Origin of the sequence: Streptomyces sp. NPDC006743, from assembly GCF_040703815.1 — a bacterium.
Taxonomy (GTDB): domain Bacteria; phylum Actinomycetota; class Actinomycetes; order Streptomycetales; family Streptomycetaceae; genus Streptomyces.
Genome location: NZ_JBEYJA010000009.1, coordinates 1 through 15,746, shown reverse-complemented (window position 1 = coordinate 15,746; position 15,746 = coordinate 1). Strand labels below are relative to the sequence as shown.

The 15,746-nt window shown below is 73.3% G+C and carries 12 protein-coding genes; 6 read left to right on the top strand and 6 right to left on the bottom strand.

What is annotated here, in order from left to right; all coding sequences use genetic code 11:
* Nucleotides 1-44 precede the first annotated feature (44 nt).
* Nucleotides 45-791 (bottom strand): response regulator, encoded by a 747-nt coding sequence (locus tag ABZ719_RS10340; RefSeq protein WP_366724793.1) that lies wholly within the window; start codon nt 789-791, stop codon nt 45-47.
* A complete protein-coding gene (locus ABZ719_RS10335) occupies nt 788-2,491 on the bottom strand; it encodes a sensor histidine kinase (protein ID WP_366724792.1) in 1,704 nt (567 codons plus the stop codon). The genes ABZ719_RS10340 and ABZ719_RS10335 overlap by 4 nt, the downstream gene beginning before the upstream one ends.
* 151 nt (nt 2,492-2,642) lie before the next feature.
* Between ABZ719_RS10335 and ABZ719_RS10330 the strand changes: the two genes are divergently transcribed.
* Nucleotides 2,643-4,052, top strand: coding sequence for a cation:dicarboxylase symporter family transporter (locus tag ABZ719_RS10330; RefSeq protein WP_366724791.1), 1,410 nt, complete (start codon nt 2,643-2,645; stop codon nt 4,050-4,052).
* 534 nt (nt 4,053-4,586) lie between these two features.
* Here ABZ719_RS10330 and ABZ719_RS10325 read toward each other — a convergent pair.
* Complete coding sequence (locus tag ABZ719_RS10325; RefSeq protein WP_366724790.1) at nt 4,587-5,204, bottom strand: TetR/AcrR family transcriptional regulator; 618 nt, start codon at nt 5,202-5,204, stop codon at nt 4,587-4,589.
* 137 nt (nt 5,205-5,341) lie between these two features.
* On the opposite strand from ABZ719_RS10325, the gene ABZ719_RS10320 reads away from it, so the two are divergent.
* From ABZ719_RS10320 to ABZ719_RS10300, 5 genes are all read left to right on the top strand, one after another.
* The gene (locus ABZ719_RS10320) at nt 5,342-7,027 is read left to right on the top strand and encodes a DHA2 family efflux MFS transporter permease subunit (RefSeq protein ID WP_366724789.1); all 1,686 of its coding nucleotides are present in this window, start codon (nt 5,342-5,344) and stop codon (nt 7,025-7,027) included.
* 177 nt (nt 7,028-7,204) lie between these two features.
* The gene (locus ABZ719_RS10315; RefSeq protein ID WP_037851709.1) at nt 7,205-7,969 is read left to right on the top strand and encodes a DUF2127 domain-containing protein; all 765 of its coding nucleotides are present in this window, start codon (nt 7,205-7,207) and stop codon (nt 7,967-7,969) included.
* 57 nt (nt 7,970-8,026) lie between these two features.
* Nucleotides 8,027-8,455 carry a MerR family transcriptional regulator gene (locus ABZ719_RS10310; RefSeq protein ID WP_366724788.1) on the top strand — a complete coding sequence of 143 codons (429 nt, stop codon included), beginning with the start codon at nt 8,027-8,029 and terminating at the stop codon, nt 8,453-8,455.
* A complete protein-coding gene (gene trxA, locus ABZ719_RS10305; protein WP_366724942.1) occupies nt 8,455-8,787 on the top strand; it encodes a thioredoxin in 333 nt (110 codons plus the stop codon). Before ABZ719_RS10310 ends, trxA begins: the two co-directional genes overlap by 1 nt.
* A 123-nt stretch (nt 8,788-8,910) precedes the next feature.
* Entirely contained in the window at nt 8,911-11,184 is a 2,274-nt protein-coding gene (locus ABZ719_RS10300) for an ATP-dependent DNA helicase (RefSeq protein WP_366724787.1), read from the top strand.
* 42 nt (nt 11,185-11,226) lie between these two features.
* On the opposite strand, the gene glgB is transcribed toward ABZ719_RS10300, so the two are convergent.
* The 3 genes from glgB to ABZ719_RS10285 all read right to left on the bottom strand — a co-directional run.
* Complete coding sequence (glgB, locus tag ABZ719_RS10295) at nt 11,227-13,863, bottom strand: 1,4-alpha-glucan branching enzyme (RefSeq protein ID WP_366724786.1); 2,637 nt, start codon at nt 13,861-13,863, stop codon at nt 11,227-11,229.
* Nucleotides 13,864-13,943: 80 nt separating this feature from the next.
* Nucleotides 13,944-15,353, bottom strand: coding sequence for a maltokinase (locus tag ABZ719_RS10290; protein WP_366724785.1), 1,410 nt, complete (start codon nt 15,351-15,353; stop codon nt 13,944-13,946).
* Between the two features lie 94 nt (nt 15,354-15,447).
* Nucleotides 15,448-15,746 (bottom strand): alpha-glucosidase C-terminal domain-containing protein (locus tag ABZ719_RS10285; protein ID WP_366724784.1); only part of this gene is annotated, 299 nt, incomplete at its 5' end.

The following is a 15,746-nucleotide window of genomic DNA, read 5'->3' as shown; positions in this document are numbered from 1 at the left end:
CGAACCTACGGCCGTGGGCCCTGCCGCGCCCGGGGCGGGCCGTCTCACCGTCCCGGTCCCCACCGGTACACCAGTTCCGGCCTGCCCACCTGGCCGTACAGGGGGCGGCGGGCGGCGCGGCCGGTGTCCACCAGGTGCTCCAGGTAGCGGCGGGCCGTGATGCGGGAGATGCCGACCGTCTCGGCGACGCCGGCGGCGGTGAGGCCCTCGGCGGCCTCCCGCAGGGCGCCCGTCACCCGTTGCAGGGTGGGGGCGCTCAGGCCCTTGGGGAGGGCGGCCGGGCCGGGGGCGCGCAGGGCGGCGAGGGCACGGTCGACCTCTTCCTGGCCGCTGGCCTCACCGACCGCCGCCTGGAACTCCGCGTAGCGCACCAGCCGGTCGCGCAGGGTGGCGAAGGTGAACGGTTTGAGGACGTACTGGACCACGCCCAGCGAGACGCCCTCGCGGACCACCGCGAGGTCCCGTGCCGAGGTCACCGCGATGACGTCCGCGTGGTGGCCGGCGGCCCGCAGGGAGCGGGCGAGCTGGAGGCCGTGCACGTCCGGCAGGTGCAGGTCGAGCAGGAGCAGGTCCACCGGGGTGCGCTCCAGCGCGCGCCGGGCCTGCGCACCGGTGTGCGCCTTGCCCACCGCGACGAACCCCGGGACCCGGCCCACGTACATCACGTGGGCGTCGGCGGCGACCGGGTCGTCCTCGACCACCAGGACCCGGATGGGCCGTCCCTCCCGCTGCCCCGCGCCTTGCTCCCGAGGCTGTTCCCCGGGCCGTCTGCCGGTGCCGCCGTCCGTCATGCGCTCCGCCCCGCCGTCCTCGTACCGTCGCTGTCGCCGGTGCCGGCGTGCGCCGCACCGGGTGTCCGGCGGGGCCGGGGGGCGGCCGCGGGGCCGCCCAGCGGCAGCCGCGCCTCGAAGGCCGCACCGCCCTCCGCCGCGTCGGTGACCGTCAGTGTCCCCTGGTGCCGCAGCACCGCCTGCCGGGCCAGCGCGAGCCCGAGCCCCCGCCCGCCGGGTCCGGCCGGCTTGGTCGAGAAGCCACGCTGGAAGACCAGGTCCGTGTGGTCCGGGTCGACACCCGGGCCGCTGTCCGCGACCCGCAGCAGCACTTCGGCGCCGGCCGCGCACACCGTCACCGTCACCCGCGCCCGCGCGCCGCCCTGGGCCGCGTCCACCGCGTTGTCGATCAGGTTGCCGAGGATCGTCACCAGGTCACGGGCGGGCAGGGAGCGGGGGAGCAGCCCGTCGTCCAGGCCGCTGTCCTCGGACACCACCAGCTCCACGCCCCGCTCGTTGGCCTGCGCGGTCTTGCCGAGCAGCAGCGCGGCCAGCACCGGCTCGCCGACCGCCGCGACCACCTGGTCGGTCAGGGCCTGGGCCAGTTCCAGTTCCGCCGTGGCGAACTCCACCGCCTCCTCGGCGCGGCCCAGTTCGATCAGGGACACCACCGTGTGCAGCCGGTTCGCCGCCTCGTGGGCCTGCGACCGCAGTGCCTGGGTGAAACCGCGCTCGGAGTCCAGTTCGCCCATGAGCGACTGGAGTTCCGTCACGTCGCGCAGGGTCACCACGGTGCCCCGGCGCTGCCCGCCCGAGACCGGGGAGGTGTTCACCACCAGGACGCGGGCGTCGGTGAGGTGCACCTCGTCCACCCGCGGCTCGGCGGCCAGCAGGGCGCCCGTCAGCGGCGCGGGCAGGCCCAGCTCGGTCACCGGCCTGCCCACCGGTTCCGCCTCGCCGGCCGCGCCGCCCACGCCGAGCAGTTCGCGTCCGCCGTCGTTGATGAGGGCCACCCGGTGGTGCGAGTCCAGCATCAGCAGCCCTTCGCGCACCGCGTGCAAGGTGGCCTGGTGGTAGTCGTGCATCCGGCTCAGCTCGTCGGCGTTCATGCCGTGCGTGTGCCGGCGCAGCCGCGCGTTGATGACGTACGTGGCGACCGCGCCCAGCGCGAGGATGCCGCCCGCGACCCCGAACAGGGCCGTGACCTGCTCCTGGACCCGCCGGCTGATCGCCTCGACCTTGATGCCGGCGCTGACCAGGCCGATGACGCGGCCGTTCTCCTCGACGGGGGTGACCGCGCGGACGGAGGGGCCGAGGGTGCCGGTGTAGGTCTCGGTGAAGGACCGCCCGCGCTGGGCACGGGAGATGTTGCCGAGGAAGGGGCGGCCGATCTCGTCCGGGTCCGGATGGGTCCAGCGGATGCCCTGCGGCGTCATGATCGTCACGAAGTCGACGCCCGTGTCCCGCTGGACCTGGAGCGCGTAGGGCTGGAGGTGGGAGGTGGGATCGGCGGTGTGGATCGCGGAGCGCACGGAGGGGGAGTCGGCGATGGAACGGGCCACCGCCGTGGTCTGGCGGCGGGCCGCGCTCTCCGCCTGACCGCGGTCGCTGACGAAGGTGAACAGCGCGTATCCGGCCACGACGAGCGCCAGCAGCACGGCCTGCATGGCGAAGAGCTGGCCCGCCAGGCTGCGCGGTCTGGGGAGGGCGGGTATGCGCATGCCGTCAGTCTGCCTCCGAGCGGTGGCGTGAACTAAATGAACGGAAGGGTGACCGCCCTCACACGGCACGAGATAGTCACGGCATCCCCGAAATCCCCCGGACGTGAGCCGCACGCCGGTGATGCCGACGACGTCGTCAAGGAGGGCCGCCGTGACCAGCGCAGCCGATACGGCACCTGCCGCACCCGCCAGCGGGCCCGGCCCCGCAGCCAAGCGGGACCGCACCCATTACCTCTACATAGCGGTGATCGCCGCGGTGGTCCTCGGCGTCGTCGTCGGGTTCGCCGCGCCGGACTTCGCCAAGGAGCTGAAGCCGCTCGGCACCGGCTTCGTGAACCTGATCAAGATGATGATCTCCCCGATCATCTTCTGCACGATCGTGCTCGGCGTCGGTTCGGTGCGCAAGGCGGCGAAGGTCGGCAAGGTGGGCGGCCTCGCCCTCGGCTACTTCGTCGCGATGTCGTTCGTCGCGCTCGCCATCGGCCTGGTGATCGGCAACCTCGTCCACCCCGGCAGCGGCATGCACCTCACCGAGGCGGTCAAGGGTGTGGGCCACGCCCAGGCCGACGCCGCGAAGGAGGGCCCGGTCGACTTCGTGCTCGGGATCATCCCGACCACGCTCGTGTCGTCCTTCACCGAGGGCCAGGTGCTCCAGACCCTGCTGGTCGCCCTGCTCGTCGGGTTCGCGCTGCAGGCCATGGGCCGCAGGGGCGAGCCGATGCTGCGCGGGGTGGAACACATCCAGCGCCTGGTCTTCCGCATCCTCTCCATGATCATGTGGGCCGCGCCGATCGGTGCCTTCGGCGCCATGGCCGCCGTCGTCGGCGAGACGGGCATCGACGCCCTGAAGGCCCTCGCCACGATCATGTTCGGCTTCTACGCCACCTGTCTGCTCTTCGTGATCGTGGTGCTCGGCGCCATGACCCGTCTGGTGGCCGGCGTCAACATCTTCCAGCTGCTGAAGTACCTGGGCCGCGAGTTCCTGCTGATCCTGTCGACCTCGTCGTCCGAGTCCGCGCTGCCCCGGCTGATCGCCAAGATGGAGCACCTCGGCGTCAGCCGCCCGGTCGTCGGCATCACCGTGCCGACCGGCTACTCCTTCAACCTCGACGGCACCATGATCTACCTGACCATGGCCTCGCTGTTCATCGCGGACGCCATGGACCAGCCGCTCTCCATCGGCCAGCAGATCACCCTGCTGCTGTTCATGATGATCGCCTCCAAGGGCGCCGCGGGCGTCACCGGCGCGGGCCTCGCCACCCTGGCCGGCGCCCTCCAGTCCCACAAGCCCGCGCTGGTCGACGGCGTCGGCCTGATCGTCGGCATCGACCGCTTCATGAGCGAGGCCCGCGCCCTGACGAACTTCGCGGGCAACGCCGTCGCCACCCTGCTGATCGGCACGTGGACCGGCGAGGTGGACCAGGACCGGGTGCGCCGGGTGCTCGCCGGTGACCTGCCCTTCGACGAGCGCACCCTGCTCGACGACTCCGAGAGCGGCCCGGCCGGCTCCGCCCTGCCGGAACAGCGCGAGGACGGCGAGAAGGAACTGGCCAAGGCCTGACCCGGACGCGCCGGACCTCGGCCGTCAGGCCCGGCCCGTCAGCCCTGAACCGTCAGGGCAGACCTTCAGGCCGGATCCGTCAGCCCTCAGCCCTGACGTGCCAGGCCGGACCCGTCAGCCCTGAACCGCCGGGCCCGACCCGTCAGGCCGGCCCGCCCGCACACGGCCGCTCGCCCGCGACACGCCCCGCGTCCCCCACGCCTCCGGCGTCCGCCCGCGACCGTCCCCGCTCTCCGGACGCCCGGCCCCGCCTGAACCCGGGCCGGGCGTCCGGCACCCATAAGAGCCGCGAACAAGAGGGGCGCCCGGCTCGCGACGCCCGGCACGCACGCTCGCGGCGCTGCCGGAAAGTCCTGACAGCTCCGCCCCAAGGACTTCCGGCGCCTTGCGCTCGCACGCACCGGACGCCGCGAGCCGACCGGACTCCCCTCTTGTCCAACAGCTCCAAGAAGAAGCCGCCGAGCGGCCGAGGCTCTCCCCCCGTGGGCCCGGCCGCTCGGCTCTTCGCGTCCCGCCCGCCGTGGGGCCTTCCGGTCAGCCGCCGAGCTTCGACACCAGTGCCCCCGCCCGTGAGGCCGGCACCCCGGCCGACGTGAGCACCGTGACGGCGGCCGAGGAGCCGGCCTCACGGGCGTCCAGCAGATCGTCGTTGACGGCCTCCATCAGCGCGAACAGGATCTGCTCGTGCACGTGCGCGAGCGCGGGCGCGGGCAGCGGTGAGCTGAACGCACCCCGCTCGACGCCGCGCTGGAGCAGGTCCGCGCAACTGCTGCGGACGGGGGCCAGACGCTCGCGGATGCCCTCCATGGTCACGGTGCGCTGGGCGAGCGCCACCAGCAGCCGGTAGCGGTCCGCGATCGGCCAGATCGCCAGTACCGAACGCGCCAGCGCCTCCGCCGGGTCCTCGACGCCCTCGCGGCCCCGCGCGTGCGCGTCGGCCAGCACCTGCACGGCGTCGTCGACGAGCGTGCTGATCAGCGCCTCGCGGCTGGGGAAGTGCCCGTACACCGTGCGCCGTACGACACCCGCGGCGCGCGCGATCTGGTCCATGGACGCGTCGGGGTCGCGCAGCAGCTCGGCGAGGGCGACGTCGAGGATGCGGCGCCGGTTTGCGTCCGCGCGCGTGGTGTTACCCGTGGTCATGGCTGACATTGTGCCTCCCTCGCGACTTGCACAGCACTGTGCAACGACGTACATTGCACATGGTTGTGCAAATGCACATCGCTGTGCAAGTAGCTGTACGCACAGGTCCACGATCCGACGCGCACCCGAGGAAGGCGACCCCTGCCATGCGACTCGTCATGACCGAACCGGTCGAGAGGACGGACCGCCCCTACGCCCGGCGCTGGTGGGCGCTCCTGGTGCTCTGCCTGAGCCTGCTGATCATCGTGATGGCCAACACCGCCCTCACCGTCGCCGCGCCCGACATGACCCGCGACCTGGGCCTGTCCGGCGCCGACCTGCAATGGGTGATCGACGGCTACACCGTCCCCTACGCGGCGCTGATGCTGCTGCTCGGCGCGATAGGTGACAAGTACAGCCGGCGCGGCGCCCTGGTCCTCGGACTGGTCGTCTTCGGCGGCGGAGCCGTCTTCGGCTCGCTGGCCGGCAGCGCCGCGACCGTCATCGCCGCCCGCGCGGTCATGGGCGTCGGCGCCGCCCTGATCATGCCGGCCACGCTGTCCCTGCTGGCCGCGACCTTCCCGCGCGCCGAACGCGCCAAGGCCATCACCCTGTGGACCGCCACCGCCGGCCTCGCGATCGCCGCGGGCCCGGTCGTCGCCGGCGCACTGCTCCGCAACCACGGCTGGGCCTCGACTTTCCTGATCAACGTGCCGATCGCCGCCGTCGCCCTGGTCGCCGCCTTCGTCCTCGTCCCGCCGTCCCGGGCCGCCCGGCCCGAGGGCGGCGACCACCGCATCGACTACGTCGGCGGCCTGCTGTCCGTGCTGTGGACCGGCTCGCTGGTCTACATGATCATCGAGGGGCCGCACTTCGGCTGGGACGTCAAGGCGGTCACCGCCGCCGTCGTCGCGGGCGCCGGCCTGCTGGCCTTCGTCCTGTGGGAGCTGCGCCACCCGCGCCCCATCCTCGACGTGCGCCGCTTCACCAGCCGCCGCTTCGCCGGTTCCAACCTCGCCGTCGCCCTGTTCTTCCTGGCCGTCTTCGGCGCCTTCTACTACCTCACCCAGCACCTCCAGTTCGTCCTCGGCTACGACGCCCTCGCCACCGGTGTGCGCATGCTGCCGCTGGCCGGCGCGGTCTTCGTCGGCTCGGCCCTGACCGGCTACCTCACCCCGCGCGTCGGCATGAAGTGGACCGTCACCGCGGGCATGGTCGGCGGCACCGTCGCCCTGGCCCTGCTCACCCAGGTCGACGGCTCGTCCTCCTACGGCTCCTTCGTGGCGCCCCTGATCGTCCTCGGCCTGGCCATCGGCCTCGCCCTCTCGCCCTGCACCGACGCGATCATGGGCGCCTTCCCGGAGCCCGAGCTGGGGGTCGGCGGCGCCGTCAACGACACCTCGATCGAGCTGGGCGGCTCGCTCGGCATCGCGATCCTCGGATCCCTCCTGTCGACCTCGTACTCCGGGCACCTCGCCGACGCCACCACGGGCAGCAAGCTCCCGGCGAGCGCCCTGGCCACCGCGCAGGACTCGGTGGGCGGCGGATACGCCGTCGCCCAGGGCATCGGCGAGAAGGCCCGGCACCTCGCCGCGCAGGCCGCGCAGACGACCGACCCCCACCAGGCCGCCCAGCTGAAGGCCCAGGCGGGGCAGCTCGCCCAGGGCGCCCGGCAGATGAAGGACGCCGTCGGCTCCTCCTTCGCCGACGCCGTCTCCCACACCAGCCTGGTGGGTGCCGTCGTCCTCGGCGTCGGCACCCTCGCGGTGGCCCTGCTGCTGCCGCGCGGCACCGGCCGTACGACGGAAGCGGCGGACGAGACCAGGGAGCCGGCCGGCAGCGCCGTGAACTGAAACGCCCTGGTCGGCGTCTCTTAGAACTGCGAACAACCGCGATGCACTACCGTGCCGTGCCGTGCCGGATCGACCGGCGCGGCACGGCCGCGTTCTTCCGCGCGGTCACGGAGACCGCGCGGACGCACGGACACAGCGGCAGCAGAGACACAGAGACACAGACGGAGGCAACGGGGGATGGCGATCGACTGGGACCGGCGCACCTGCGCGCGCAAGGGCCATGTGACGTACGCGCCGGACGACCCCCGGCTGCGCATCCGGCTGCACGCCGACACCGCCCTCGGCGAGGTCTGGCGCTGCCTGCGCTGCGGTGACTTCGTGCTCGGCGAGCCGCACGGCTCGGGCCCGGCCGCCGACGCGCCGCTGGTGCCGCGCGGCAAGGTGCTGCGGGACCTGTTCATCCTGCGCTTCCTGGCCCTGGAGCGGGTGGTGCGCGGGGTGTTCATCGTCCTGGTCGCCGTCGCGGTCTGGCGCTTCAGCAACAGCCAGGACGCGGTGCGCCGTCTCTTCAACGAGTACCTGGACGTCTTCCGCCCCGTCTTCCGGCACTTCCACTACGACCTCGACCACTCGCCGGTCGTCGGGACCATCCAGAAGACCTTCGGCTACAAGCACTCCACCCTGCTGCTGGTGGCCGGGCTGCTGCTGGCCTACGCGCTGATCGAGATCGTCGAGGCCGTCGGCCTCTGGTACGCCAAGCGCTGGGCGGAGTACCTGACGGTGGTCGCCACCGCGGCCTTCCTCCCGCTGGAGGTCTACGAACTCACCGAGCACGTCAGCGCGGTGAAGATCGCCACCCTGACCCTCAACATCCTCGCCGTCCTCTACATCGCCCTCGCCAAGCGCCTCTTCGGCCTGCGCGGCGGACGCAGGGCCTTCGAGGAGGAACGCCACAGCGCCTCCCTGCTGGAGGTGGAGCACTCGGCGGGCGTCCCGGTCTGAGCGGGCCGCCCGTCCGCCCTTGCCCTGACGCCGACGTCAACCCGTACCGTCGGGGTCATGCGAATCGGCGAGCTGGCCGAACGGGCCGGGACCACCACGCGGGCGCTGCGGTACTACGAGTCGCGCGGGCTGCTGCCCGCGCGGCGGGACGCCCAGGGCCACCGCACCTACGACGAGCGGGACCTGCGGCTGCTGCGGCAGATCAGGACGCTGCGGGACTTCGGGTTCGACCTGGAGGAGACGCGGCCCTTCGTGGAGTGCCTGCGCGCCGGGCACCCGGAGGGCGACTCCTGCCCGGCCTCGCTCCTGGTCTACCGGCGCAAGCTGGAGGAGCTGGACGCGCTGATCGGGGACCTGCGGGCGGTGCGCGCGCAGGTCGCCGGGCAGCTGGCGCGTGCCGAGCGGGCGCGGCAGGAGCTGGCCGCCGAGTCGCTGGTTCCGGGGGGCCCGGAACCCGTGTGCGAACTGGGAGGGCACGAGCGGTGATCAAGCAGGTGGAAGGGGTCGGGGACGTGGGCGACGACGACTTCGCGGCGGAGGTCCTCGGGTCGGACCTGCCCGTGCTGGTGCAGTTCACGGCCGAGTGGTGCGGGCCGTGCCGGCAGCTGGCGCCGGTCCTCGCGGCCGTCGCCGCCGAGCAGGGCGAGCGGCTGCGGATCGTCCAGCTGGACGTGGACCGCAACCCGGCGACGACGATCAGGTACGGCGTGCTGGGCACGCCCACCCTCATGGTCTTCAAGGACGGCGAGCCGGTGCGGTCCATGGTCGGCGCACGGCCCAAGCGGCGGCTGCTCGAGGAGCTGTCCGACGTGCTGTGACCCAGCCGCCCCGACGAAAGAAATCCCCCGGGCAATTGCGCCCGGGGGATTTCTTTGCGTATATTCGGTGGTTCGCGACTTCACGAAGAATGTGGTCGCGGAGAAGTCCAGTGACCACAGTATATGCGGGCGGGAGCGGAATTGTCAAACACCGGATTCTCCGACGATGAATTGCGACAGGAACAGGAATTCATCGACGGGCTGTACGCACGCGTCGACGCGCTGCGCGGTGACACCGAGGCCGCCGTCACGGACGCCCTCGCCCAGGGCGACACGCCCATGCAGGCCCGGCTGGAGCGGGACATCCTCGTCGCCGAGCGCTCGGGACTGCTCGCCGCCCTGAACTCCGTGGACGGCTCGCTCTGCTTCGGACGGATCGACCTGACCGACGGCGTCACCCATCACATCGGCCGCGTCGGACTGCGCGCCGACGACGCCGAGCGCACGCCCGTCCTGATCGACTGGCGGGCCGCCGTGGCCCGCCCGTTCTACCTGGCCACCGGGCACACCCCGATGGGCCTGCGCCGCCGCCGGCACATCGCCGGCGAGGGCCGCCGGGTCACCGCCCTGCACGACGAGATCCTCGACCTCGGCGACGCCACCCGCACCGGCCACGAGGACCCGGCCGGCGACGCGGTGCTGCTGGCCGCGCTGAACTCCGCCCGCACCGGCCGGATGGGCGACATCGTGCGCACCATCCAGGCCGACCAGGACCGCATCATCCGCGCCCCGCACCGCGGCGTGCTGGTGGTCGAGGGCGGCCCCGGCACCGGCAAGACCGCCGTCGCCCTGCACCGGGCCGCCTACCTGCTCTACGAGCACCGGGAACTGCTCGCCCGCCGGGCCGTGCTGATCGTCGGCCCCAACCCGGCGTTCCTCGGCTACATCGGCGAGGTGCTGCCCTCGCTCGGTGAGACGGGCGTGCTGCTGGCGACCGTCGGCGAGCTGTTCCCCGGCGTGCGGGCCACCGCCCAGGACACCCCCGAGGCGGCCGCCGTCAAGGGCCGCGCCGACATGGCCGACGTGCTCGCCGCCGTCGTACGCGCCCGCCAGGCGCTGCCCGACCCCGTCATCGCCATCGAGCACGACCGCGAGGTCCTGATGCTCGACGACGGCCTCGTGCGGGTCGCCCGCGAGCGCACGCGCGCCGCGAAACTGCCGCACAACGCGGCCCGCGAGCACTTCGAGGGACACATCCTCAACACCCTCACCGACATGGTCGCCGAGCGCATCGGCACCGACCCCTACGACGGCTCCAACCTCCTCGACGCGAGCGACATCACCCAGATCCGCGACGAACTCGCCGAGAACCCCGAGGTCTGGTCCGCCGTCGACCGGCTGTGGCCGCGGCTGACCCCGCAGCGGCTGGTCGCGGACTTCCTGGCCGCACCGGAGGGGTACGTGTCCGAGGAGGACGCCGACGCCGTCCGCCGCCCGGTCACCCGGGCCTGGACCGTCGCCGACGTGCCGCTGCTCGACGAGGCCGCCGAACTGCTCGGCGAGGACGACCGCCTCGCCCGCGCCCGCGCCGAACGCGAGCGCGAGACGCAGGTGGCGTACGCGCAGGGCGTGCTCGACGTGTCGTACGCCTCGCGGACCTACGAGTTCGACGACAAGCACGAGGAGGACTCCGAGGTCCTGTCCGCGCACGACATCATCGACGCCGAGCGGTTCGCCGAACGCCAGGAGGAGGACGACCACCGCAGCGCCGCCGAGCGTGCGGCGGCCGACCGCACCTGGGCGTTCGGGCACATCATCGTCGACGAGGCGCAGGAGCTGTCGCCGATGGCGTGGCGGCTGCTGATGCGGCGCAGCCCGACCCGTTCCATGACCTTGGTGGGCGACCCCGCGCAGACGGCCGAGGCGGCCGGTGCCGGCTCCTGGGAGGGCATCCTCCGGCCGTACGTCGAGGACCGCTGGGAGCACACCCGGCTCGGCGTCAACTACCGCACGCCCGCCGAGATCATGGACGTGGCGGCGGCCGTGGTCCGCGCCGAGCACCCCGGTTTCGAGCCGCCCAGCTCGGTGCGCTCCACGGGCGTACGGCCCTGGGTCCGCGCCACCGACGACCTGCCCGGCGCGGTCGAGAAGGCCGTCGCCGAACTCACCCCCGAGGAGGGCCGGCTCGCCGTCATCGCCCCGCGCGACCTGCACCGCCGCATCGCCGCCCGGCTGGAGGGGGTCACCGCGGGCGCGGAGCCCGACCTGACGCACACGGTCGTCCTGCTCGACCCGCGCCAGGCCAAGGGCCTGGAGTTCGACTCCGTACTGGTCGTCGAGCCGGCCCGCTACGGCACGAGCGACCTGTACGTGGCCCTGACCCGCGCGACCCAGCGGCTGGGCGTGCTGCACACGGGCGCTTTGCCGCCGGCGCTGGCGGAGGCGTTCGCGCGGTGACGGGCGTCCGCGACGTGACGGGGCCGCCGGGCGCCGGGGCCCTCACGCCGGGCGCAGCCACACCGTCGCCAGGGGTGGCAGGGTCAGCCGGATGCTCGCCGGGCGGCCGTGCCACCCCTGGGGGTCCGGCTTGACCGGGTCGGGGCGGACGACGTCGCTGCCGCCGTAGCGGGCCGCGTCCGTGTTGACCGCCTCCCGCCAGGCGGGCACGTCGTCGGGGACGCCCAGGCGGTAGTCGTGGCGGACGACCGGGGCGAAGTTCGACACTGCCAGCAGCGGGGTGCCGTCCGTGGCGCGGCGCAGGAACGCCAGTACGTTGTCGTCGGCCGCGTCCCCGACGATCCACTCGAACCCGTCGGGGTGGACGTCCCGCTCCCACAGGGCCGGGGTGGCGCGGTAGACGGAGTTGAGGTCGCGGACCAGGTCCAGCACGCCCCGGTGCTCGGCGGCGGCGCCGTAGGACGGGTCGAGCAGCCACCAGTCCGGGCCGCGCGCCTCCGACCACTCCGAGCCCTGGGCGAACTCCTGCCCCATGAACAGGAGCTGCTTGCCGGGGTGGGACCACATGAAGGCCAGGTAGGCGCGCAGGTTCGCGCGCTGCTGCCACCAGTCGCCGGGCATCTTCGACACCAGCGAGCCCTTGCCGTGCACCACCTCGTCGTGCGAGATCGGCAGCACGTAGTTCTCGCTGTACGCGTACACCATGGAGAACGTCATCTCGCCGTGGTGGTAGGCGCGGTGCACGGGTTCGTGGCTCATGTACTGGAGCGAGTCGTGCATCCAGCCCATGTTCCACTTCAGCCCGAATCCCAGGCCGCCGAAGCCGCTCGGACCCCGGTGGTGGGTGGCCCGGGTGACCCCGTCCCAGGCCGTGGACTCCTCCGCGATGGTCACCACGCCCGGCACCCGCCGGTACACGGTGGCGTTCATCTCCTGGAGGAAGGCCACCGCGTCCAGGTTCTCCCGGCCGCCGTGCTCGTTCGGCGTCCACTGACCGGGCTCGCGCGAGTAGTCCAGGTAGAGCATGGAGGCCACCGCGTCCACGCGCAGCCCGTCGATGTGGAACTCCTCGCACCAGTAGACGGCGTTGGCGACCAGGAAGTTGCGCACCTCGCGGCGGCCGAAGTCGAACTCCAGGGTGCCCCAGTCGGGGTGGGCCGCGCGCAGCGGGTCGGAGTGCTCGTACAGCGGGCGTCCGTCGAACTCGGCCAGGGCCCACGCGTCGCGCGGGAAGTGCGCCGGCACCCAGTCCATGATCACACCGATGCCCGCCCGGTGCAGCGCGTCCACCAGGTACTTGAAGTCGTCCGGGGTGCCCAGGCGCGCGGTGGGCGCGTAGAAGCCGGTGACCTGGTAGCCCCAGGAGCCGCCGAAGGGGTGCTCGGCGACCGGCATCAGCTCCACGTGCGTGAAGCCCAGGTCCTTGACGTACGCGGGAAGCTGCTCGGCCAGGTCCCGGTAGGTCAGGCCCGGCCGCCAGGAGGGCAGGTGGACCTCGTACACGGACAGCGGTGCCTCGTGCGCGGGCCGCCGCGCACGCCGGGCCAGCCACTCCTCGTCGCTCCACTCGTGGTGCGAGGCGTGCACGACGGACGAGGTGGCCGGCGGCACCTCGGTGCGGCGGGCGAGCGGATCGGCGCGCAGCGTCCTGGAACCGTCCGGCCGGGTGATCTCGAACTTGTACAGCTCGCCCTCGCCGACGCCGGGCACGAACAGCTCCCACACGCCCGTGCCGCCCAGCGAGCGCATCGGGTACGCGGTGCCGTCCCAGAAGTTGAAACCACCGGCCACCCGCACGCCCCGCGCGTCGGGCGCCCACACCGCGAAGCGGGTCCCGGCGACCCCCTGGTGCGTCGTCGGGTGCGCGCCGAGCGCCCGCCACAGCTCCTCGTGCCGGCCCTCGCCGATCAGGTGCAGGTCCAGCTCACCGAGGGCGGGCAGGAAACGGTACGCGTCCTCGGTGCGCTGCACCGTGCCCTCGTACGCGACCTCCAGCCGGTACTCCGGTACGTCCCGCAGCGGCAGCAGCCCCGAGAAGAAGCCCTCCCCGTCGTGCCGCAGCTCCACCTGGAGGCCGCCGGCGAGGACGGCGACACCGAGGGCGTACGGCCGGAACGCCCGCACGGCGACGCCACCGGGCACGGGGTGCGCGCCGAGCACGGAGTGCGGGTCGTGGTGCGTACCGGCGAGCAGCCGCTCGCGGTCCGCCATGGCGAGGGCGGGGGAGACCTCCGGCGGGGGTGCGGTCTTCCGCGGTGCGGATTCTTCGGCCGCGGTCCTCTTCACCGCCGCCTTCCCTGCCGTCGCCTTCTTCGTCTCCGCCCGCGCGGTCGTCGTCTTCGCCACCGGCGTTCTCACCGCCGCCTTCCCTGCCGTCGCCTTCTTCGTCTCCGCCCGCGCGGTCGTCGTCTTCGCCACCGGCGTTCTCACCGCCGCCTTCTTCGCCGTCGTCCCACGGGCCGCGGCCTTCGCGGGCGCCGCCTTCTCGGCCGCTGTCTTGTCGGCCGCCGCCTTCCGGGTCGCGGTCCCGGCCGTCGTCTTCTCGGGTGCCGCTTTCTTGGCCGCGGTCTTCTTGGCCGCCGTCTTCTTCGCGGCGGGCTTCTCGGCGGGGGCCTTCTTCGCGGCGGCCTCGGGCGGCTGCTTCGGGTCCGGACCACTGGAGGGGGGACGGGCAGTCACGGGCGGGGCCTCCTCGGCGAAGGATCGGGGCAGGGCGGTGGCGGACGGTGGTGCCCCGGCGGGCGGCCGGGTCGGGCGGGTCAGGCGGGCTGGGCGCCCATGGCCAGACGGCGCACCGCCGCCAGCGGCACGGGCAGCCAGTCCGGGCGGTGCCGGGCCTCGTACAGGACCTCGTACACCGCCTTGTCGGTCTCGTAGGCCCGCAGCAGCACCGGATCGGTGCGCGGGTCGCGGCCGCCGGCCTCGGCGTACCCGGTGCAGTACGCGGCGCGGCAGGCCGCCGCCCACCGGGGCGCGGGCGGCCCGCCGGCCGAGTGCGCCGCGTAGTCGAAGGAACGCAGCATTCCGGCGACGTCCCGCACCACGGGCTGGGCCATCCGCCGCTCGGCGAGCGGCTTGGCCGGTTCGCCCTCGAAGTCGATCAGCGACCACTGACCGGAGGGGGAGCGCAGGCACTGCCCCAGGTGCAGGTCGCCGTGGACGCGCTGGGCGGTCCAGGTGTGGCCCTCGGCGGCCAGGTCGGCCAGCGCCTCGAAGGCGGAGTGCAGGCCGGGGGCGTACGGCCGGAGCGCGGGCACCGCCTGGGCCGCCGCCTGCAGCCGTTCGGTCATGCCGTCGACCAGCGACTGGAGCTGGAGGTGGGCCAGGCTGACCGTGGGCAGCGCGCGGGCCAGCGCCGTGTGCACCTCGGCGGTGGCACGGCCCAGCGCCCGCGCCTCAGCGGTGAAGTCCTCGCCCTTGGCCAGCTCGCGCAGGGCCAGTTCCCAGCCGTCCGACGCTCCGCGCACGAAGGGCTGGAGCACCCCGAGGACGTAGGAGTCGTCGCCCGTGTCCCCCACCTCGGCGGTCATCCAGGCGGCCGGCGCCGGCACCCGGGCGCAGCCCTCGCGGGCCAGCGCCAGCGGCAGTTCGAGATCGGGGTTCACGCCGGGCAGGACACGGCGCAGCAGTTTCAGGATGAACGTGTCTCCGTAGATCACCGACGAGTTGGACTGCTCGGCGGTCACCATGCGCGGCACCAGGTCGGGGCGTATCTCCTCGCGCCGCTCGAAACGCAGCCCGCCGATGCGCGCCTGGGTGCGCAGGGCCTCCAGGAGCACCTCGGCGGGCCGGGGGTCGTACAGGGCGTCGTACACGGTGCGCCCGGCGAGCGGGCCGTCGTGGACGTGACCGATCAGCGCGGGCGCCAGTCTCGGGGGCAGCGCCTCGCGCACGCCTATGAGCAGCTGGTAGCAGTCCCCGGGGTGCGGGACACCGCCGCCCGGCGCGGGCGAGAGCGGCTGGTGGGCGCGGACGAGCAGGTGGTGCAGGCCCAGCTTGGCGTCAAAGGGGAGCAGCTCGGTGGCCGCGACCAGGGAGAATCCCGTGACCGGGCGGCCCTTGCCCGCGAACCAGCGCTGCCGGGGCAGCCACTCGCGCAGCAGCGGGTCCAGGGACGCGAGGAGACCGGCGCTGCCGGCGGTGACAGAGCGTGTGACGGCTTGCGACATGGCTTCCGACATGGCGTCGCGTCCAATCGCTGGTCGGGTGTGTCTCACGCGTGCCCACGGGCGGGGCGGGGAAACCGCCCCGCCCGCCGGCACGCTAAGCAACGGCGTCCCTGCGGAGCCGGAACCAGTAGAAGCCGTGGCCCGCCAGGGTCAGCAGGTACGGCAGCTCCCCGATGGCCGGGAAGCGCACCCCGCCGAACAGCTCGACGGGGTGCCGCCCGATGAACGAGCTGAGGTCCAGCTCGGTGGGCTGGGCGAAGCGGGAGAAGTTGTGCACGCACAGCACCAGGTCGTCGTCGTACTCGCGCAGGAAGGCGAGGACGGCGGGGTTGGAGGAGGGGAGTTCGGTGTAGGTGCCGAGGCCGAAGGCGGGGTTCTGCTTGCGGATCTCGA